The sequence below is a fragment of the Tsukamurella sp. 1534 genome, from assembly GCF_000312385.1.
GTDB lineage: Bacteria > Actinomycetota > Actinomycetes > Mycobacteriales > Mycobacteriaceae > Tsukamurella.
In genome coordinates this window covers 412,668-432,837 of record NZ_HE997628.1, presented here as the reverse complement: position 1 = coordinate 432,837, position 20,170 = coordinate 412,668, and the positions used below count along the sequence as shown (strand labels likewise).

Sequence of the window (20,170 nt, the reverse complement as noted above, 5' to 3'; positions counted from 1 at the left end):
ACCGGTCGGTTAACTACTTCCCCGCCTGGAGCGTCAGCTTCGGGGCCGGGGGCGACAGCGGCACCCCGTATTTCTGCAGCAGGAACGCCGAGATGTCGTGGAACAGCGGCGCGGCGGACTGGCCGCCGGTGCCGTCCGAGCTGCGGGTCGGCGCGTCCATCATCAGGCCCACCACGAACCGCGGGTCGTCCGTCGGGGCGACGCCGGCGAAGGTGATGTTGTACTTCGAGTTCGAGTAGGCGTGGGTGACGGGATCGACCTGCTGGGCGGTGCCCGTCTTGCCGCTGATCTGCCAGCCGTCGACCGCGCCCTTCGCGCCGGTGCCCTGCTGGATGCCCGTCGGGTCGTTCTGCAGCGCCGCGCGGAACATGTCGAGCACGGTGCGTGCGGTCTCGGGGCTCATCACCCGCACCGGCTCCGGTTCCGGGGCCGGGTTGGCGGCACCGTCGACGCCCTTGATGATGCGCGGGGGCATCCGGACCCCGCCGTTGGCGACGGCCTGGTACATCCCCGCCATCTGCAGCACGGTCATCGACATGCCCTGGCCGATGGGCAGGTTCGCGAAGGTGCCGCCCGACCACTGGTTGAGCGCCGGGACGGATCCGCCGGACTCGCCGGGCAGCCCGACGCCGGTGGCGGCGCCCAGCCCGAACTTCTTGACGTAATCGGCGAAGGCGTCCTCGCCGACGCGCTGCGCGAGCATCAGCGTGCCCACGTTGGACGACTTACCGAAGACGCCGGTGGTCGTGTACGGCTCGACGCCGTGCTGCCACGCGTCGTTGACGGTGACGCCGGACATCCGGATCTGACCGGGGACCTGCAGCACCTCGTCGGGCCGGGTCTTCTTGCCCTCGATGGCGGCGACCGCGGTGATCAGCTTGTTCACCGAACCGGGTTCGAAAGGCGTGCTCACCGGGAGATTGCCGGTGCGGGCGTCCTTCGGGTTCTTGTCGAGACCGAGCTGCGGGTTGAACGTCCCGTCGTTGCCCATCGCCAGGACCTGCCCGGTCTTGGAGTCCAGGACCACGGCCTGCACGTTCTTCGCGCCCGACTTCTGCTTCGCCTGTTCCACGGCCTGCTGGACGAAGAACTGGACGTCGTTGTCGAGGGTCAGCGTGACCTTGCCGCCGTCCACCGCGGGGTGCACCTCGCGGGTGCTGCCGGGGATCACGGCACCGTCGGAGCCGCGGTCGTAGGTCATCGAGCCGTCCGTGCCCGCGAGGATGGAGTCGAGCGAGGACTCGAGGCCGATCAGGCCCTTACCGTCCCAGCCGGTGGCGCCCACGATGTTCGCGGCGAGCGAGCCGCCCGGGTAGTTGCGCACGGACTCGCGCTCGGTGCCGACCTCTTCGAACTCGTCGGTGACCTCGGTGGCCTTCGCCGGATCCACGCCGCGGGCCAGGTAGACGAACGTGTCGTTGCCGCGCAGCTGCTCCAGCAGCTTCTCCTCGGAGACCTTGTCACCGAGGACGGAGGAGATCTTCTTCGCGATGGCCTGCACGCGGTCGTCGACCGTGACGGGCTCGTCCGCGCTGCTGTCCTGCTTCTTGGCCTCGACCTCCTTGTCGTACTTCTCCTGGATGCGCTTGCGCTCGGCGACCGGCTGAAAGGTCAGCGACTTGGCCTCCATGGTGAAGGCGATCGGCTGGCCGCCGCGGTCGCTGATAGAACCGCGGACGGCCGGGAGGACCTCCTTGACCTGGCGCTGGCTGGCGGCCTTCTCGGACAGGCCCGGCGCCTGGATGAACTGGACGACGCCCAGCCACATCGCGATCACCGCGAACACGGCCACGATGGCCCAGCCGGAGAACCTGCTGCGGCGCAGGAAGGTGGTGCCCACTTCGGGCTGCCGGCCGCCCTTGACGCGCGCGCGGGCGGACCGCGGCGCCGCCCCGCGAGCGGGCTGCGGCCGGGGCGCCGCACGGTTCGCGGGGCGCTTCTTCGTGGGCGGACGCTGGGCGCGGGTCACCGCAGGCGCTCCTGGGCCGGCGCCTGCCGGGCCGGAGCCTGCGGGGCCGGGGTGCGCGGGGCCGGGGTCTGCGCGACCGGGGTCTGCGGCGCCGGTGCCGCGGCCGTCGGGGCGGCCGGGGTGGGCGCTGCGGGGGTCGGCGTCTGGGGGGCCGGGGACGGCGACGGCGTCGACGAGCTCGCGGCGTTCTGGCTGCCGGGGTTCATGGTGACCAATTGTTCCCCGCCCGCCGACGACTGCCCGGAATTGCCGCCGGTCGGCGTGCCGGATCCATCCGTGGTGGTCGAGCCGTTCTGGCCGGCGGCCGGCGCGTTCAGCGGAGGCTTCGGCGTCCCCGTCGCGGGCGCGGGCTCGCCGACCACGGCGACCTTCCCCTTGGGATCGGCGATGAGGACGGGCAACGTGCCCGCGGGGACCATGCCCAGTTCGGTGGCTCGCTGGGCGAGGCCCGGGGCGCTCTCGCCGGACTTCACGTCGCGTTCGAGCGCGGCCTTCTTCTCTGCCAGCGTCTTGTTCGCGTCCTCGCGGCGGGAGAGGTCGTAGGAGTTCTCGGCGCTGCCCGTCGACAGCCACAGGGTGAGGCCGAGGCCCGCGCACACCAGCGCCAGCATGGCCAGCACGAACGGCACCCGGCGCGCGAGGGCGCGGGGCGCGGTGGGTAGCCGCGACATCAGGCCGGCGGCGACGGGGCCCTCGCGGTGCTTGCGCAGGGCCCGCTGGGCGGGGGTCTCGCCGACGGTGCCGCCCGCGGCGAGCACCGCGTTCTGCTGATCGAGGCGCTTCTGCCGGCGCTCGAGGGCGCGCTGGGCGGAGCCCGACCGGGGGCGCGAGGTGTCGCGGTCGTCGCGGCGCGCGGGCGCCCGGCGGGTCCTCGTCTCCGTCGCGGGGGCCTTGGTGGCGTTGGGTGCGGTCATCGCGCGCTCCTCGCGGTGGTGGTGGTCGGGGTGTCGAGGCGGCGGGCCGCCCGCATGCGGACGGGGGCGGCCCTCTGGTTCTCGGCGATCTCGTCGTCGGTGGCGCGTTCGGCGCCGCGCGTGAGCAGCTCGAAGGTGGCGCCGGTGCCGGGCAGGTCCATCGGCAGCCCGGCCGGGGTCGTGGACCGCGTCCTCTCCGCGAGAGCGGATTTGACGATGCGGTCCTCGAGCGACTGGTAGCTGAGGAACACGACGCGGCCGCCGGGGGCGAGGGCGTCGAGCGCCTGGGGTACGGCGGCCTCGAGTGAGGCGAGCTCCGCGTTCACCTCGATCCGGAGGGCCTGGAAGGTGCGCTTGGCCGGGTGCCCGCCGGTGCGGCGCGCCGGGGCGGGGATGGTGGCGTACAGCAGCTCGACGAGGCGGCCGCTGGTGGTGAACGGCTCCTTCTCGCGCTCCCGGAGCACGGCGGAGGCGATCTTGCCGGCGAACCGCTCCTCGCCGTAGCGCTGCAGGATCCGGGCGAGGTCGCCGTGCGAGTAGGTGTTGAGCACGTCGGCCGCGGTGAGCGGGTCCTCCGGGTTCATCCGCATGTCGAGCGGGGCGTCCACGGAGTAGGCGAAGCCGCGGTCCGCGCGGTCGAGCTGCATGGAGGAGACGCCGAGGTCGAACAGGATCGCCTGCACTCCCCCGCAGCCGCCGCGGTCGCCGATGCCGAGACCGGCGAGGGCGTCGGACATCCCGTCGTAGCGGGTGTGCACCGGGACGAAGCGGTCGCCGAACCGGGCCAGTCGCTCGCCGGCGATCGCGTGGGCGTCGGTGTCGCGGTCGAGGCCGACCACCCGGACGCCGGGGAAGGATTCGAGCATGAGCTCGGAGTGGCCGCCGGCGCCGAGGGTGGCGTCGACGTAGACCGCACCCGTCTCGGCGAGCGCCGGCGCCAGCAGATCGCGGACCCGGGTCGCCAGGACCGGCACATGGCCGTGATCCTCACCGGCTTCGGGCATGGCTCCTCCAGGGCACGTGGCGATGGCGTTTGCGGTGTGGGTGGGTGCAGAGAAGATGAAGCGGGGTCCCCGCCCGATCCGTACCTGGCGTTGGGGAAGTACGTCAGGGCCGTTCGGGCGCAGGCCTCGGTCCACCTCGTCCTGCTTCGCCGCCGGCCTGTTCGGCGGCGGCTAGAAGATCGCCTTGAGCGATTCGGACTGCGGCTGCGCGTAGTCGTCTTCGTGCTGTGCCTGGTAGGCGTCCCACGCCTCCGCGTCCCAGATCTCCAGGAACCTCCGCGATCCGACGACGACGCATTCCTTGGTCAGTCCTGCGTAACGACGGTGATCGGCCGTGAGCGAGATCCGACCTTGGGAGTCGGGCCGCTGATCGTCCGAGCTGGCGAAGAAGTTGCGGTAGAAGGCGCGTCCCGCGGGGTCGGTCCATTCGATGGCATCCGCCTTCTCGGCGATGCGCTCGAACTCCGCCTTCGGGTACACCGTGAGGCTTCGATCCTGTCCTTTCGTGATCGTCAGTCCCCCCGCCAGTTCCTCGCGGTACTTCGCGGGGAGGGTGAGCCGTCCCTTGTCATCGAGCTTCGGCGTGTAGGTACCCGTGAACATCACGGCAACCTCCCGCCTCCCCCGATAGGGGTGTGTCACTGGATCGAGCCTTCAGACTATCGCCTCTCTCTCCAGTGCGCCCCACATTACCCCACCATTCGCCACTTTCAACCACATCGCGGCGCGTTTCGCAGAAGATTCTCAGAGTCATCGCAGGTCACATGCGTGGTCGAAAGTGGGGGAAGCGCGACGCCCGGGCGTGGCGGAGTACGTCACACTTTCGCCGACGTGCAGAACCGGCGTGACGGGTGTGGCGACAGAGATGCTGTGGACCCACCCCGGAACCGGAGTGGGGAGATGTGGGGAATCGCGGTGGGGAGAAGTGGGGATCCGCCGACGAGGCGCCGTGACGACGCGCGACGGGACGCGTGTTCACGCAGAGCGCAACGAAAAGAGCCGCCGACCATCGGGTCGGCGGCTCTCAGGCCGTCATGCGGAGCACCTCGTCGCTAGAAGCGGCGGCGGAACCGCTCCTCCATCCGGGCGACGAAGGACTGGCCGGAGGCCTTCGCGGACTTCCCGCGCTTGGCCCCCTTGCCCGACGGTGCGCGAACGGTGCCGTCGGCTTCGACGGTGCCGCGCGGCCCCTTATCCGAACCGGACCACAGGGCGTAGACCACCGAGCCGAACATCAGCAGGAATCCCGCGATGCCCACGATCACGGTGTATTCCACCTTGCCCAGCAACATGCCTGCGATGAGCAGCATCAATCCGACCGCGAAGCCGATCGCGGCGAATACCCGGCGCTTACCCGTCGCGCCACCGAAACGGCCGCCCCGGACGTTCGACGCGAACTTCGGATCCTCTGCGTAGAGCGCGCTCTCGATCTGGTCGAGCATGCGCTGCTCGTGCTCGGAGAGTGGCACGTTCCCCTCCTTCAGCACTCGTAGGGTTCCAACTCTTCCCTTCATGATACGAGGCTTGCGACCGCGCGACCACCTACCTGGGGACAATTACCCCGGATGTGACCTCAGGCGGCGGGCGCGAGGTCCGCTTCGACCTGGTTCAGGAAGGTCTGCACCCGCCCGTGCAGCGTGGCGACCTCCTCCGCGGTGACCGTGCGCGCCGACGTCTCCAGGGCGGCGACCACGCCGGACACCGACGTGAAGTAGGCCACCCACTCCGCGTAGCCGGGCGCGGCCTTGGCGAGGCGCAGCCATGCGTTCCGGGTGGGGCGGCGCACCCCCGTCTCCCGGGCCGCGAGGAGCGCGGCGGCGCCGCGCAGGGCCGCGTGGTAGATCTCGCGGTACTGATCCGCGGGCGCGGGCGACCCACCGGCGCGGGCGAGGAACTGGTCCGCGCGATCGAGGATGCGTGCGGCCCCGGACTCGCCGACCTTGCGGCCCGACCCGACGTGACCGATGCGTGCGACCGACGACGTCATGACGCTCCTCCTCACTGCCTCGCGCTCCGGCCGATCCGGAGCTTCTGCCGTTGTTGTACCGGACGGGACTGACACTTCAACGCTTCCCTCGTTCCGTGCCAGCCCCGCCGGCGGCCCGGACGGCGGTACGAACCGGCGCCAGAACGTGTGCGCCAATCCGATGGCCCGTGATCGAACGGTTATTCGATCACTTCTAATATAGCGTGGAGCACCGACACGTCAAGGGGAAGGCGAACTCGTGAGCGCAGGGACGGCACCGCGGGTCCAGGCCCTGTCTCCGCACGACGCCACCCTGTGGCTGCCGGCGGCGCTGCAGATCTACGTCGCCGCCATGGAGTACCCCGCCGGAACCGAGGCGCACCGCCTGCCCATGTGGCGCGAACACCTGTCCCGGCCGGGCTACACCGCGTTCGGGGCGATCGCGCCCCTGCCCGGCCGCGACGGCCGCGTCGTGGATCACCTGGTGGGCATCGCGTACGGCTACAGCGGCGCCGGGGACCAGTGGTGGAACCGGCAGCTGCGGATCGGGCTCGGCCAACGGGGGCTGAGCCGGCAGGGCGTCGCCGCGGTGGCCGACGACTACTTCGAACTGACCGAACTGCACGTGCATCCCACGGCGCAGGGGCACGGCGTGGGGGCCGCGCTCCTCGCGGCGCTGCTCCGCGACCGGCCCGAGCCGCGGGTCCTGCTGTCCACCCCGGAGGTGCCGGCCGAGGAGAACCGGGCGTGGCGGCTGTATCGGCGCACCGGATTCCAGGACGTGCTGCGCGACTTCCGCTTCTCGGGCGACCCGCGTCCCTTCGCCGTCCTCGGCCGCGATCTCCCGCTCCCCTGACCTCATGGGAACGATCGACGTCGCAGTGGTGGGCTCCGGCCACAACGCCCTGGTCGGCGCCGCCCTCCTCGCCGCGCAGGGCCGCGACGTGGCGGTCTTCGAGGCGGACGGGGTGCCCGGCGGGGCGGTCAGCACCGTCGAACGGTTCCCGGGCTACCGGGTGGACCGGGGATCGTCGGCGCACCTGATGTTCCGGCACACGGGCATCGCCGAGGAGCTGGACCTGGCCGCGCACGGCCTGCGCTACCTGGAGTGCGATCCGTGGGCGTTCGCGCCCACCCCTCCCGGCACGGACGCCCCGCCCATCGTCTTCCGCACCGATCTCGACGCGACCGCGGAGTCGGTCGCCGCGGCGTGCGGGGCGCGGGAGGCGGCCGCGTACCGTCGTTTCGTCGCGGACTGGACGCCCCGCGCGCGGGCCACCATGGCCGCGTTCGGCTCCTCCCCCAGCGCCGCGCGGCTCGGCCGCGCCTTCTGGCCCACCAAGGGTCGCGCGAGCCTGACCAGGATGTCCCGCACCTACCTCGCGTCGGGCGATCAGCTGCTCGACGAGTACTTCGACGACGAGCGCCTCAAGGCCGCGCTGGCGTGGTTCGGCGCGCAGTCCGGTCCCGCGATGAGCGAGCCCGGCACGGCGCCGATGGTCGGCTTCGCGGCGCTCATGCACACCCTCCCGCCGGGCCGGGCGGTCGGCGGCAGCGGCGCGCTCACGGCCGCCCTGATCAGCCGCCTGGCGTCCGACGGCGGCACCGTCGCCCTCGACTCCCCCGTCACCGCGCTGTGCCGGGAGGGCCGGGCATGGCGGGTCACCGTCGCCACGCCCGACGGTGACCGCACGGTCCGGGCCCGCACCGTGCTCGCGGGGTGCCACATCCTCACCACGCTCGGCCTGCTCGAACGCGGCGGCTACGACGCGGGCCGGATCGCCGGCTGGCGGCGAGGGATCCAGGTGGGCCCCGGCGTCGGGATGGTGCTGCGGCTGGGCACCACGGCGCCGCCCGCGTTCGACGGGGTGCCGCTCGCGGACCAGGCCGGGCTCGGCCTGCTCACCGCGGACCGCGGCCACCTCGCGCGCGCCCGCGGGGACATGCTGGCCGGCGACCCGCCGCGCCGGCCCGCAGTGCTGGCGATGACGTTCTCCGGCCTGGACCCGTCGATCGCGCCGGCCGGGCGGCACAACACCACCCTGTGGGCGCAGTGGTACCCGTACGCCCTGGGCGGCCCGGGCGCGCGGCGCGACTGGAGCGACGTCGCGGAGCGGGAGGCCGACCGGATCGTCGCGGAGACGCAGCAGTGGGCGCCGGGGTTCGCGGACGCCGTCGAGCACAGGTACGTGCAGACACCGTCGACCCTGGAGTCCGAGCTGGGGCTGCTCGGCGGCAACGTGATGCACGTCGAGATGGCGCTGCACAACATGCTGCTGTTCCGGCCGCTCCCCGAGCTGGCCGGAGCGCGCGTCCCGGGGGCGCCGGGGCTGGCGCTGGCGGGCGCCTCCATGCACCCGGGCGGCGGCGTGAACGGTTCCAGCGGGCGGATCGCGGCGCGGCTGCTCGCCCGCGACCTGGGGCACCTGGCACGATGGCGTCTGTGAACTCCCGCACCGCCGCCGTCCGTTCCGCTCGGTTCCGCCCGGCCAGGCTGCTCGCGGTCGTCGCCCTGCTACTGGCGGTGGCTGCGCCCGCCGCCTGCGCGAGCCCCGGCCCCGGCGACCGCATGTCGGGCAAGATCGTCGCCGCGCAGACCCCGGACGCCGATCCGAAGGGGCCGCAGATGACGACCCCCGGCGAGATGCGCGGGCTCGCGGAGGTGCAGCCGTACGACTCGAACGGCAAGGTGGGCACCCAGATGGTGTTCCAGCAGATCACCTTCGGCCAGTTCAACCAGCTCGGCGAGGTGGTCTCGCAGGCGTTCGAGACCACGGCGGCGTCGATCAAGATGCGCGTGCAGCGCACCGGCGAGACGGTGGTGCTCTCGGGCACCGCCGACCTCTCCTCACTGTCGCCGAACTCCGCGGCGATCGTGGTGTCGGTGCAGTTCCCCGGCCCGATCACGGCGACCAACGGGCAGCAGGAGAGCGACGATCTGGTGACCTGGACGCTCAACGCGGGCACCTCGGCGTCGATGACGGCCGAGGCCGATTACGCGGACCCGTCGATCGCGTCGTTCACCCTGTGGGCGTGGATCACGGCGCTGGTCTCGTTCCTCACCGCGGCCGTGGTCGGCGCGATCGCGTACGTGCGCCGCGACCGCAGCCCCAAGCCGGGCCAGGAGACCGCGGAGCAGGAGTCGCTGATCGAGCTCCCCCAGTGGCTGCGGGAGAAGCTGAACCGCTGAGGTTCAGGTCCCGGCGGCCGCCGCGAACTCCGCGACGGCGTCGACCATCCGGTCCAGCCCGGGCTGTTCGAGCGGGTAGTGCCCGGCGTTCTCGAGCGGGACGACGGTGACCGGGACGCGGGTGATGCGGTCGAGGAACGGCGTCGAGAGCGCGAGGGGCGTCCACCGGTCGGCGGAAGGCTGGGTGAGGAGCACCGGGCAGGTGTCGAAGTCCTCCGGCTCCACGGCGGGGACGTGGTTGAGGTACGAGTCGAGGAACGCGACCGACACCAGATTGCCGGCCGACGTGCGGTCGGCGTAGCAGGCGCGTTTCGCGCCCGGGTCGTTGACCAGGGCGCGCATCTTGCTCACCAGCCGCATCGGGACCCGCGCCGAGCGCAGCGGCGTGCGCGCGAGCGCCTTCATGACGGGCGCGCCCAGTGTCCCGGTGACCGGGTCGAAAGCGGTGTCGCGCCGCACCTTCGGTGACCGCTGGTCGAGGAAGGTCATGCCGACGATGCCGGCGATCCCGCGGTTGATCGACGCCACGTGGTAGGTCTCCATGCCGCCCGCGGACAGTCCGTAGAGCACCACGGGGCGGTCGTCCTTCGCGCGCTCGGCGTCGACCAGCTCCGAACCGATCCGCACCCAGTCGTCGTAGGTGACCTTGGCGCCGGGCGCCACCTCGGTCACGCCGTAGGTCGGCATGTCGATCGCGACGGTCTCGAACCCGCGGTCCGCGAGCGGGCGGCCGAGGATGGTCGACATCTGCCGGCCGTTGGTGCCCACGCCGTGGAACAGGATCACCTTCACCGCGGCGTCGGGATCGCGGTACGCGTCCAGGTGGATGCGGTGCCCGCGGTGCTCCCACCACTCCTCGGCGGGCTCGGTGCCCGGGGTCAGGCGGTAGGCCGCCGGGAGGTACTCCTGGACGGCCCGCCACGCCGCCTGGTCCGCGTACGTCATCGCTCGTCCTCCTGTTCCGCCGGCTACACCGACGTGGGCAGCATCGAGAGGTTGTCGAGGACCTCCGAGGTGGCCTTCGCGAAGTTCAGGGTGCAGAAGTGCAGCGCCGGGGCGCCCTCGGCGATGAGCCGCTCGGCCATCCGGGTGGCGATGTCGATACCCGCGGCGCGGACGGCGGCCCGGTCCTCCTCGGGCCCGTCGCCGGCGGCGGCGCGCAGCTCGTCGCGCATCGCGTCGGGGATCTTCGCGTTCGACAGCTCGGCCATGCGGACCACGGACTTCAGCGAGGTGATCGGCATGATCCCGGGGATGAGCGGCTTGGCGCCCTGCTCCGGGTCCGCGGCGACCACGGCGTCGCGCAGGCGCAGGTAGTCGTCGACGTCGAAGAACATCTGGGTGATCGAGTAGTCGGCGCCGGCGCGGAGCTTCTGCACGAAGTAGCGCACGTCGGTGTCGCGGTCCGGCGACCGGTGGTGCCCCTCGGGGAAGGACGCCACTCCCACCTGGAATTCGCCCAGCTCGCGCACGAGCTCGACCAGCTCGTTGGCGTGCTCGACGCCCTCGGGGTGCCGCACCCAGTCGCCCAGCGGGTCGCCGGGCGGGTCCCCGCGCAGCACGAGCACGTTCCGCACGTCCTGGTCGGCGTAGGCGCCCATCAGGCCGCGCAGCTCGGAGATGCTGTGGTTCACGGCGGTGAGGTGCGCGACGGGCAGCAGCGTGGTGGTCGCCGCGATCTCCCCGGTGACGCGGACCGTCCGGTCCCGGGTGGACCCGCCGGCGCCGTAGGTCATGGACACGAAGGCCGGGTCCATCCGCTCGAAGGTGCGGACGGCGCGCCACAGCCGGGCCTCGCCGGCCTCGTCGCGCGGGGGCATGAACTCCACCGAGAACGGCATTCGGCCGCTCGCGCGCACGGCGTCGAGGCGGTCGAGTACGGTCCGGCTTTGGTCACTCACGTCTACGAGAATAGGTTTCCAGGTATGACGCTGCCCGCCGCCCCGCCTCAGACCTCCCTCTCCGACATCGCGGCGGCCGTCCAGCCGGAGCTCGTGTCGTTCTTCGAAGAGCGCCGTGACCTGGTCGAACCCGTCGGTCCTGTGTTCGCTGAGGCCACCTCCGGGCTGGAGCGCTTCATTTTGCGCGGCGGTAAGCGTATTCGCCCCGCGTTCGCGTGGACGGGGTGGTTGGCGGGCGGCGGGGCGGCCGAGGGCGATGTGGCGAGGGCGGCGCTGCGGGCCTGTTCGTCGCTCGAGCTGGTGCAGGCGTGCGCGCTGATCCACGACGACATCATCGACGCCTCGCTGACCCGGCGCGGCTTCCCCACGACGCACCGGGAGTTCGCCGCGATCCACGCGGAGCGGGGCTGGTCGGGCTCGCCGGACCGGTTCGGCGAGGCGACGGCCATCCTGCTCGGCGACCTGGCCCTGGCGTGGGCGGACGACATGTTCCTGGGCGCCGGCCTGGAGCCGGAGCGGTACCTCCGGGCGGCGCGGGCGTGGGCGGCGATGCGGACGGAGGTGCTGGGCGGGCAGCTGCTGGACATCGTGAGCGAGGCGTCGCGGGACGAGTCCGCGGAGGCCGCCGAGCGGGTGGTGCGGTTCAAGACCGCGGGCTACACGGTGGAGCGGCCGCTGCACGTGGGGGCGGCGCTCGCCGGGGCGTCCGACGAGGCGGTCGCCGCACTCCGGGCGATCGGCGTGGACCTGGGCGTGGCCTTCCAGCTGCGCGACGATCTGTTGGGCGCGTTCGGCGATCCGGCGGTCACGGGCAAACCGTCGGGCGACGACCTGCGGTCCGGTAAGCACACCCCGATGCTGGCGCACGCGCTCGCGACGGGCGGCGACGCCGCGGCGGAGCTGCGTTCCCTGGTGGGGACGGACCTCGACGACGCGGGCGTGGAGCGCGCCCGGGCTGCGCTGCGGGCGACGGGGGCCCCGTCGGCCATGCAGGACAGGGTGCAGGAGCTGACGGCCCGGGCCACCTCCGCGATCGACGGGGCGCCGGTCGCCGACGGTGCGCGGCCGGTGCTGGCCCGGCTCGCCGCGGTGCTGGTGGACCGGGCCGCCTGACCGGGTTAGGCAAACCTAGCCACTCCTCGGTATGGTTTCCATTGCCTAAGACCCTTTGCGATCGACTTACGGAGTCTTGGCCTGGAGACCGAGTAAGGAGTCCGCATGTTGAACCGCTTCCGTACCGCGACCCCCGTGGCCGCCGCGCTGGTGGCAGCGAGCCTGGTGTTCACCGGTTGCTCGACCACAAGCGCCGACGAGGAGAAGCCCGCCGCCGGCGAGAAGATCACCGTCACCACCAACAAGGGGCAGGTGGAGGTTCCGAAGAACCCGAAGCGCGTCGTGGCCCTGGACAACACCAGCGCCGAGACCCTCAAGGCGTTCGGGGTGACCCCGGTCGCGATCCCGAAGAAGCTGTACGCGAAGAACGTGCTGGGCGAGTGGATCGACGACGCGGACATCAAGGACGTGGGCACGCACGCGGAGCCGAAGCTCGACGTGATCGAGGACGTGAAGCCCGACCTCATCATCGGCGGTTACCGGTTCGCCAAGCAGGAGGGCGACCTCACGAAGATCGCCGAGAAGACCGGCGCCGCGTTCATCGACATCGCGGCCGAGGACGGCGCGCCGAAGAACCGCGTGGACACGATGCGCGACCAGACCGCCACCCTGGGCGAGATCTTCGGCAAGCAGGAGCAGGCCAAGCAGATCGTGGCGGACTTCGACACCAAGCTGAACGCGGCCAAGGCGCAGGCCACCGGCCAGACGGTGTTCCTCTCGATCGTCAACGGCGGCAAGATCGACAACGGCGCCAAGCGCATGCAACCGTTCGTCGAGCCGCTGAACCTCAAGGACGTCTTCGCGGGCAACGCCGGTGACCACCACCAGAACTCGGGGCTCACGCCGGAGGCGATCGCCCAGGCCGACCCGCAGTGGGTCATCGTGATGGACCGCGACGCGTCCGTCGAGCCCGAGCCCGGTACAACCCCGCAGCCCGCCGCCGCCGTCTTCAAGTCCCAGGAGGCCTTCAAGGGCAAGGCGTTCTTCGAGCAGGACCGCATCTACTACCTGGACGACTTCTTCTACATCCGCGAGGGCATCCAGGACTACGGCGAGAACTACCAGCGCCTCGCCGAGGCGCTCGCCGCCAAGAAGTGACCCGCCGCCGCGTCGCGCTGCCGCTCATCGCGGTGGCGTGCGCGGTGCTGGTGGCCCTGTCGCTGATGACGGGCGAGTACCACATCACCGCCGCCGGACTGCTGGCCGGCGACGACGAGATGTGGCGCATGTTCTTCGTCTCGCGGGTACCCCGCACTCTCGCACTGATATTCGCCGGTCTCGCCATGAGCTTCTCCGGAGTGATCATGCAGCGACTCACGCAGAACCGGTTCGTCGAACCGACCACCGCCGGCACCGCCGAATGGGCCGGCCTGGGCGTGCTGCTCTGCCTGATCCTCACTCCGGGCGCTCCCCCGCTGGTGAAGATGCTCTACGCCACGGCGACCGCGTTCCTCGGCACGATGCTCTTCCTGGGCTTCCTGTCCCGGATCCGCGCCCGACGGTCCGCGATCGTCCCGCTGGTCGGCCTCATGATGGGCGCCGTGGTGAGCGCCGTCTCGACCTACCTCGCGGTGGAGACGAACCTGCTGCAGTCCGTGGTGTCCTGGCGCTCAGGCGGTTTCGCGCACGTCGTGCGCGGCTTCTACGAGCCGCTGTGGGCCGTGGCCGCCATCGCCGTCGCCACGTACCTGCTGGCGAACTACTTCACCATCGCCGGCCTCGGCCGCGACGTGGCGACGTCCCTCGGGCTGCGCTACGGGCTGACCATGGGGCTCGGCGTCACGATGGTGGCGCTGGCCTCCGGCGTCACCAGCGTGGTGGTCGGCTTCATCCCGTTCCTGGGGTTGGTGGTGCCCAATATCATCAGCGCGCTCCGCGGCGACGACGTGCGCTCGGGCCTGCCCTGGGTGGCGGCGCTGTCGACCGTGCTCATCGTGGGCTGCGACCTCCTGGGCCGGGTGCTGGTGCGGCCCATGGAGATCCCCGTGTCCGTGATCATGGGCGTGGTGGGTGCGGCGACCTTCCTCGCGATCATCCTCACCAGGAGCAACCGTGTCGCCCTCTGATGCCGCCACCGCCGCCCCCGCGCTCGCGACCGACGCCACCACGTCGCGCGTCGGCTGGCGGGCGCGGCTGGGCGTCGCCGCCGCGGCGGCCGTGCTCGTCGCCGTCCTGTTCCTGGTGCTGCGCACCGGCGCGGACGACGTGCTCAAGTGGGACTTCACCTTCGGTCTCTCGTTCGAGCGCCGGCTGCGCACGCTGACCGCGATCGTGATCGCCGCGTTCTGCCAGGGCATCGCGACGGTCCTGTTCCACACGGTCACCCACAACCGCATCCTCACCCCGTCGATCATCGGGCTCGACTACCTGTACGTGCTCATCCAGACGGTGGGCGTGGTGCTGGTGGGCGGCAGCTTCGTGTCGAACTCGGACAGCGTGCCGCAGTTCCTCGCCCAGACCACGGCCATGGTGCTGTTCGCCTCGATCCTGTACCGCTGGTTGTTCTCCGGGCGTTTCGCGAGCCTGTTCCTCCTGCTGCTGGTGGGTGTCGTCCTGGGCCTCGCGTTCCGGGCGGTCGCGGAGTTCCTGCAGCGGCTGCTCTCCCCCACGGAGTTCGACGCGCTGATGATCAAGCTGTACGGCCGGGTGAGCGCCGTCAACGAGGAACTGCTGCCGTACTGCATCGCGGCCTGCGTGCTGGTCGCGATCCTGGTGTGGCGCAACCGGAACGTGTACGACGTGCTGTTGCTGGGCCGCGAACCGTCGATCGGCCTCGGCGTCGATCACCGGCGCGAACTGACCCGCGCGCTCATGATCATCGCCCTGCTCATCTCGATCAGCACCGCGCTGGTGGGCCCGATGGTGTTCTTCGGCTTCATCATCGCCACCCTCGCCTACGAGCTCGCGGGCGACTGGCGGCACCGGGCCACTCTCCCGATGGCCGTCCTGCTCGGCGTGATCATGCTGACCGTCGGGCAGTTCGTCCTGCACAACGTGTTCTACGCCGCGGGCATGCTCACGGTGATCATCGAGTTCTGCGGCGGGATCCTGTTCCTCGCCATCCTGTTCCGCCGAAGGGGGACGATGTGACCGAATCCGCCACCACCACCGCAGGGCCCGCGATCGCCTTCACGGACCTCACCAAGTCGTACGCCGAGACCGTGGTGCTGGGGCCGGTGTCCGGCGAGTTCCACCGCGGCGGCGTGACGGCCCTGGTGGGCCCGAACGGCGCGGGCAAGTCCACCCTGCTCACCATCCTGGGGCGGCTGCTGGAGCCGGAATCCGGTACGGCGCTCCTCGACGGGCGGGACGTGCGGAAGATGAAGCCCACCGAGGTGGCGCGCAGGCTCGCGATCCTGCGGCAGGAGAACGGCGTCAACGCCCGGCTCACGGTTCGGGATCTGGTGGCGTTCGGCCGGTTCCCGCACAGCCGGGGCCGGCTCACCGCCGATGACGTGCGGTACATCGACGACGCGCTCGGCTTCCTCGGCCTCACCGACCTGGCGGACCGCTTCCTCGACGAGCTCTCCGGCGGGCAGCGCCAGCGCGCGTACGTCGCGATGACGCTGGCCCAGGACACCGAGGTGATCCTGCTGGACGAGCCGCTCAACAACCTCGACATGCGGCACCAGGTGGGCATGATGGCCCAGCTGCGCCGCGCCGCCGACGAGCTGGGCAAGACCATCATCCTGGTGGTGCACGACCTGAATTTCGCCGCCGCGTACTCGGATCGGATCGTCGCGCTCAAGGAGGGAACGATCGCGGCGTCGGGCTCCCCCGCCGAGATCATGACCTCCGAGCTGCTCACCCGTGTCTTCGAGACCACCGTCGCCGTGCACACCGTCGAGGGCATGCCCGTGGCCGTGTACGCGGGCCTCGACCGGCGCTGACCGGCTGCGCCTAGAATTCCAGGGATGTCCGGATCCCTGAAGTCCCCCGCATACCTCGGCCTGCTCGGCGCGGTGCTCACCACGCTGGGCAGCTTCGGCGCGGGCGCGATCCGCGTGCACGACGTCCAGCTCGAGGCGCTGCACCTGTCGTGGTTGCGGTGGGGCCACGGGCTCGTACTGAGCTCGGTGCTGTTCTGGACGGGCATCGCGCTGCTCGTGATCGCGTGGGTGCGGATCGGACGGACCGCGCTCGCCGGTGGGATCGGGGCGCGCGAGGTGGGGCGCACCGTCGCCCTGTGGGCGGCACCGCTGCTCGTGGCGGTTCCCCTGTACTCCCGCGACGCGTACTCCTATCTCGCGCAGGGCGCGCTGCTGCGCGACGGCTACGACCCGTACGTGGACGGTCCGGTGGTCAACCCGAACGGCCTCCTCGACGATGTGAGCGGCATCTGGACCACCACCACGGCGCCGTACGGGCCGCTGTTCATGTTGATCGCCAAGGGGATCACCCTGCTGTGCGGCGACAACGTGCTGGCGGGCGTCATCGCGCTGCGCCTCGCGATGCTGCCCGGGATCGCGCTGTCGGTGTGGGGCGTGGCGAAGCTGGCGCGGCATTTCGGCGCCTCGCCCGCCGTGTCCCTGTGGTTCGCGGTGCTCAATCCGCTCGTGGTGGTGCACCTCGTGGGCGGCGTGCACAACGAGGCCCTCATGGTGGGGCTGCTGGTGGCGGGGCTGGCGCTCGTCCTGGACCGCCGGCACTTCTGGGGCGTCGTGGTGCTCGTGACGGCGGTGGCGGTGAAGGGCACGGCCGCGATCGCCCTGCCGTTCGTGGTGTGGATCTGGTACCACCACCGGCGCGAGGAGACGCCGTCGGAGGCGGCACCGCGTTCCTTCCTCCTGGCCGGCGGTGCGTCGGTGGGGATCTTCGTGGCCCTGTTCGCCGCGTTCTCCGCGATCGCCGGCGTGGGGCTGGGCTGGCTGTCGGCACTGTCCGGGTCGATCAAGATCATCAACTACATCACCATCCCCACCGCGATCGCACAGGTCACTGCCTTCCTCGCGTCGCCGTTCACCGATCTGCACCTGGCGCCGATCCTCGTGGTCACCCGCGCGCTGGGCGTCGCGGCGCTCGCGATCACGCTCGCGGTGCTGTGGTGGGTGTTCCGGCAGGACGAGCGCTGCAACGTGACGGGCATCCTGCTGGGCCTGCTGGCGGTGTGCGTGCTCTCCCCGGCGTCGCTACCCTGGTACTACACGTGGCCGCTCGCCGTCGCAGGCGCGTTCACCTGGTCCCGGCGGACGCTCGCGATCATCGCGGGCCTGTCCGTGTGGCTCATGGTGGTGTTCATGCCCACGGGCTCGATCGGCCTGTACTCCCTGTGGAACGTGGCCCTGGCCGCGGCGCTGGGCGCCCTCACGGGCTGGTCCCTGCTGAAGGCGGACCCGCTGGGGGTGCGCCCGCGGCTCGGGCTGCAGCCCGTCACGGCCTGACGGTCCCCGGTCCGGCGGTGCGCGGTCCGACGGTCCGCGGAGTCAGAACGCCATCGACTGGGCGCGGCGGATGACCTCGCGCGCCGAATCGGTGTGCAGCAGCTCGGCCGGGCATCCGTCGAGGTCGTCGAGCGGCTGGAACATCCAGCGCATGATCTCGTCGTCGTGGAAACCGCCGTCGCGGAGCACGCTGAGCAGGCCGGTGAGGTGCTTGGCCACGGAGAACGCCCCGTCGACCTCCCCGAAGAACAGGCGCGGGACGTGCATGTCCCCGCCGCGGCGCACCGCGATGAGATGGTGGTCGCGGAGCAGCTGCAGAACCTTGGTCTGCGACACGCCGAGGCCCTTGGCCACGGTCGCGGTGCTGTAGGTGGAAGTGCCTTCTGGCAGCAGATCGTCGCTGACGTACGGGATCGAGCTCACCGTCACACTGTACCGAGGCGCACGATCCACCCCTTCCCACCCGGGGGTCGCTAGGCTGAACTGTCGACACTGATGACCGTGGAGAGGAACCGAAGAAGGTGAACACGCCCCGCGACCGCCTGATCGGTGCCCGCATCGAGGGCCGCTATCGCATCGATGCGGTGATCGCGCGTGGCGGTATGTCCACGGTGTACATGGGGCTCGACCTGCGGCTGGACCGGCCGATCGCGATCAAGGTGATGGACCCGAAGTACGCGGAGGACGCCCAGTTCGTCTCGCGATTCGAGTTCGAGGCGCGGGCCGTGGCCAAGCTCAAGGACCCCGGCCTGGTGGCCGTGTACGACCAGGGCGTCGACGGGGACCTCGCGTTCCTCGTGATGGAGCTGGTGACCGGCGGCACGCTGCGCGAGCTGCTGGGCGAACGCGGCCCGATGCCGCCGCACGCGGTGGCCGCCGTGCTCGGGCCGGTGCTCACGGCGCTCGGAACGGCGCACCGCGCGGGCCTGGTGCACCGCGATGTGAAGCCGGAGAACGTGCTCATCTCCGACAGCGGCGAGGTGAAGGTCGCGGACTTCGGCCTGGTGCGCGCGATCGCGGCTGCCTCGGTGACCAGTTCGTCCGTCATCCTGGGCACCGCGGCCTACCTGTCGCCGGAGCAGGTGGAGACCGGCAATGCCGACGCCCGCTCCGACGTGTACTCCAGCGGGATCCTCGCCTACGAGTTGCTCACCGGCGCGGTGCCGTTCACCGGTGACACCGCCATCTCGCTGGCCTACCAGCGCCTGCACAACGACGTGCCCGCCCCGGGTTCCGCGATCGCGGGGGTGCCGCCGGAGTTCGACGAGTTCGTGGCGATCGCCACCGACCGGGACCCGCGGCGCCGGTTCACCGACGGCTTCGTGATGGCCGAGGCACTCACCGAGCTGTCCGACAAGCTGGATCTGCCGCCGTTCACGGTGCCCGCACCGCGTTCCAGCGCCGAGCAGCGCGCCGCGGCGGCGATGTACGACGGGCACCGCAACCAGCCGCTCATCCCGGCCGCCGCGGAGCCCACGTCCTCGCTGCCCGCGGGCGAGCCGCAGGTGCCGCCCCGCACGCTTCCGGCGGCGGTGCCCCCGGTCCCGGCAGGGATGCCCGTGCAGCACACCCGGGCCGAGACGATGCACGAGGCGTTGCCCGCGGAGGCGCCGCCGAACCACCCGCAGTGGGCGGGCGAGCAGCCGCCGAAGCGGGGCCGCGCGAAGTCCTGGATCATCGTGGCGATCGTGGCGATCATCGCGATGCTGCTGGCGTTCGGCGGCTGGTGGTTCGCCTCGGGCCAGTACACGACGGTGCCCGCGGTGGGCGGGATGGACCGGCCCGCCGCGGAGCGCGCGATCAAGGACGCGGGCCTCGATGTGGAGCTGAGCGGCAGCTACAGCAACGACGTCACCGAGGACACCGTCACGGGCCTGCAGCCGGCGGCGGGCGCGCGGGTCAGCAGGTTCGGCAGCGTCACCATCGAGTACTCCAAGGGCCGCCCGGTGGTCCCGCAGTTCAAGGCAGGCGATTCCCCGGAGAACGTGGAGAGGCTGCTGCGCGACAACGGCCTCCAGTCCAAGCGCGGTCCCGCGCAGTTCAGCCGCGACATCCCGCAGGGCGGCGTGGTCGGCCTGAGCCCCACCCCGGGTGCGCGCGTGTCCGTCGGCTCGACGGTGACCGTGGTCGCGTCGGCCGGCAATCAGCCGGTGAACATCCCCGATGTCCGCGGCAAGTCGCCCGACGACGCCACGTCGACCCTGCGCTCCGCCGGCCTGTCGGTGAAGGAGACCAAGCAGCAGTTCGACGCGTCCACCGAGGCCGGCAAGGTGGCCGGCACCGATCCGTCGGGGCAGGTGAACAAGGGCGGCAGCGTGACGCTGCTGGTCTCGAACGCGCTGACGGTGCCGGACGTGACGGGCAAGACCTCCTCGGAGGCGCAGGAGATGCTGCAGCGCGCGGGCCTCGTCGCCGAGCTCAGCGGCGAGACGGGCAGCGGCGCCGTGGTGACCTCGATCAGCCCGGCCGCGGGCGCGCGGGTGGATCCGGCGAACAACCGGGTCACGGTCACGCTGGCCGCGCGGGTCACGGTGCCCTCGGTGACGGGAATGAATGTGGGGCAGGCACGTTCGGTGCTCCGCGACGCCGGCCTGCAGGTCAAGGTGAACGGCATCTTCGCCTCGGACAACTCGCAGGTGATCTGGCAGGATCCGGGCGGGGGCAACCGGGTCAAGGCCGGTTCGACCGTCACCGTCACCGCCCTGCCGTAGCGCCGCTCGCGGGCTACGGTG

19 protein-coding genes are annotated in these 20,170 nt (G+C 71.4%); 10 read left to right on the top strand and 9 right to left on the bottom strand.

Annotated features, from left to right (window positions below):
- Positions 1–13 precede the first annotated feature (13 nt).
- The 6 genes from BN39_RS20145 to BN39_RS22470 form a co-directional block, all read right to left on the bottom strand.
- Positions 14–1,969 (bottom strand): penicillin-binding protein 2, encoded by a 1,956-nt coding sequence (locus BN39_RS20145; protein ID WP_019204254.1) that lies wholly within the window; start codon positions 1,967–1,969, stop codon positions 14–16.
- Positions 1,966–2,883, bottom strand: coding sequence for a hypothetical protein (locus BN39_RS20140; RefSeq protein ID WP_019204253.1), 918 nt, complete (start codon positions 2,881–2,883; stop codon positions 1,966–1,968). The genes BN39_RS20145 and BN39_RS20140 overlap by 4 nt, the downstream gene beginning before the upstream one ends.
- Complete coding sequence (gene rsmH / locus BN39_RS20135) at positions 2,880–3,887, bottom strand: 16S rRNA (cytosine(1402)-N(4))-methyltransferase RsmH (RefSeq protein ID WP_040768756.1); 1,008 nt, start codon at positions 3,885–3,887, stop codon at positions 2,880–2,882. Before rsmH ends, BN39_RS20140 begins: the two co-directional genes overlap by 4 nt.
- A 171-nt stretch (positions 3,888–4,058) precedes the next feature.
- The gene (gene mraZ, locus BN39_RS20130; RefSeq protein ID WP_019204251.1) at positions 4,059–4,490 is read right to left on the bottom strand and encodes a division/cell wall cluster transcriptional repressor MraZ; all 432 of its coding nucleotides are present in this window, start codon (positions 4,488–4,490) and stop codon (positions 4,059–4,061) included.
- A gap of 449 nt (positions 4,491–4,939) precedes the next feature.
- A complete protein-coding gene (locus tag BN39_RS20125; protein WP_040768959.1) occupies positions 4,940–5,356 on the bottom strand; it encodes a DUF3040 domain-containing protein in 417 nt (138 codons plus the stop codon).
- Between the two features lie 104 nt (positions 5,357–5,460).
- Positions 5,461–5,874: an SAV_6107 family HEPN domain-containing protein gene (locus BN39_RS22470; protein WP_019204249.1), complete on the bottom strand. Its 414-nt coding sequence runs from the start codon at positions 5,872–5,874 to the stop codon at positions 5,461–5,463.
- Between the two features lie 238 nt (positions 5,875–6,112).
- Here BN39_RS22470 and BN39_RS20115 point away from each other — a divergent pair, with 238 nt between their 5' ends.
- Genes BN39_RS20115 through BN39_RS20105 form a run of 3 tightly spaced genes read left to right on the top strand, consistent with a single transcriptional unit; the run spans position 6,113 to position 9,043 of the window.
- Positions 6,113–6,709: an N-acetyltransferase gene (locus BN39_RS20115; protein WP_019204248.1), complete on the top strand. Its 597-nt coding sequence runs from the start codon at positions 6,113–6,115 to the stop codon at positions 6,707–6,709.
- Between the two features lie 4 nt (positions 6,710–6,713).
- Positions 6,714–8,300, top strand: coding sequence for an NAD(P)/FAD-dependent oxidoreductase (locus BN39_RS20110; protein ID WP_019204247.1), 1,587 nt, complete (start codon positions 6,714–6,716; stop codon positions 8,298–8,300).
- Positions 8,297–9,043 carry a hypothetical protein gene (locus BN39_RS20105; RefSeq protein WP_019204246.1) on the top strand — a complete coding sequence of 249 codons (747 nt, stop codon included), beginning with the start codon at positions 8,297–8,299 and terminating at the stop codon, positions 9,041–9,043. The genes BN39_RS20110 and BN39_RS20105 overlap by 4 nt, the downstream gene beginning before the upstream one ends.
- 3 nt (positions 9,044–9,046) lie before the next feature.
- Here the strand turns inward: BN39_RS20105 and BN39_RS20100 are convergent, their stop codons facing one another.
- A complete protein-coding gene (locus BN39_RS20100; protein WP_019204245.1) occupies positions 9,047–9,988 on the bottom strand; it encodes an alpha/beta hydrolase in 942 nt (313 codons plus the stop codon).
- 23 nt (positions 9,989–10,011) lie between these two features.
- Positions 10,012–10,944, bottom strand: coding sequence for a methylenetetrahydrofolate reductase [NAD(P)H] (gene metF, locus BN39_RS20095; RefSeq protein ID WP_051159085.1), 933 nt, complete (start codon positions 10,942–10,944; stop codon positions 10,012–10,014).
- 24 nt (positions 10,945–10,968) lie between these two features.
- Between metF and BN39_RS20090 the strand changes: the two genes are divergently transcribed.
- The 6 genes from BN39_RS20090 to BN39_RS20065 all read left to right on the top strand — a co-directional run bounded on the left by BN39_RS20090 (position 10,969) and on the right by BN39_RS20065 (position 17,438).
- Positions 10,969–12,057, top strand: coding sequence for a polyprenyl synthetase family protein (locus BN39_RS20090; protein WP_019204243.1), 1,089 nt, complete (start codon positions 10,969–10,971; stop codon positions 12,055–12,057).
- A gap of 105 nt (positions 12,058–12,162) precedes the next feature.
- Positions 12,163–13,155, top strand: coding sequence for an ABC transporter substrate-binding protein (locus BN39_RS20085; RefSeq protein WP_019204242.1), 993 nt, complete (start codon positions 12,163–12,165; stop codon positions 13,153–13,155).
- On the top strand, positions 13,152–14,123 hold the full coding sequence (locus BN39_RS20080) for an ABC transporter permease (protein WP_019204241.1): 972 nt from the start codon (positions 13,152–13,154) through the stop codon (positions 14,121–14,123). The genes BN39_RS20085 and BN39_RS20080 overlap by 4 nt, the downstream gene beginning before the upstream one ends.
- Entirely contained in the window at positions 14,110–15,147 is a 1,038-nt protein-coding gene (locus BN39_RS20075; protein WP_019204240.1) for an iron chelate uptake ABC transporter family permease subunit, read from the top strand. The genes BN39_RS20080 and BN39_RS20075 overlap by 14 nt, the downstream gene beginning before the upstream one ends.
- Complete coding sequence (locus BN39_RS20070) at positions 15,144–15,947, top strand: ABC transporter ATP-binding protein (RefSeq protein ID WP_019204239.1); 804 nt, start codon at positions 15,144–15,146, stop codon at positions 15,945–15,947. Before BN39_RS20075 ends, BN39_RS20070 begins: the two co-directional genes overlap by 4 nt.
- Before the next feature lie 24 nt (positions 15,948–15,971).
- A complete protein-coding gene (locus tag BN39_RS20065) occupies positions 15,972–17,438 on the top strand; it encodes an alpha-(1->6)-mannopyranosyltransferase A (RefSeq protein ID WP_019204238.1) in 1,467 nt (488 codons plus the stop codon).
- A 42-nt stretch (positions 17,439–17,480) separates the two neighbouring features.
- Here BN39_RS20065 and BN39_RS20060 read toward each other — a convergent pair whose 3' ends face one another.
- A complete protein-coding gene (locus BN39_RS20060; protein WP_040768949.1) occupies positions 17,481–17,861 on the bottom strand; it encodes an Rv2175c family DNA-binding protein in 381 nt (126 codons plus the stop codon).
- Positions 17,862–17,959: 98 nt separating this feature from the next.
- Here BN39_RS20060 and pknB point away from each other — a divergent pair, with 98 nt between their 5' ends.
- Positions 17,960–20,149 carry a Stk1 family PASTA domain-containing Ser/Thr kinase gene (gene pknB / locus BN39_RS20055; RefSeq protein WP_019204236.1) on the top strand — a complete coding sequence of 730 codons (2,190 nt, stop codon included), beginning with the start codon at positions 17,960–17,962 and terminating at the stop codon, positions 20,147–20,149.
- Positions 20,150–20,170: the final 21 nt, after the last annotated feature.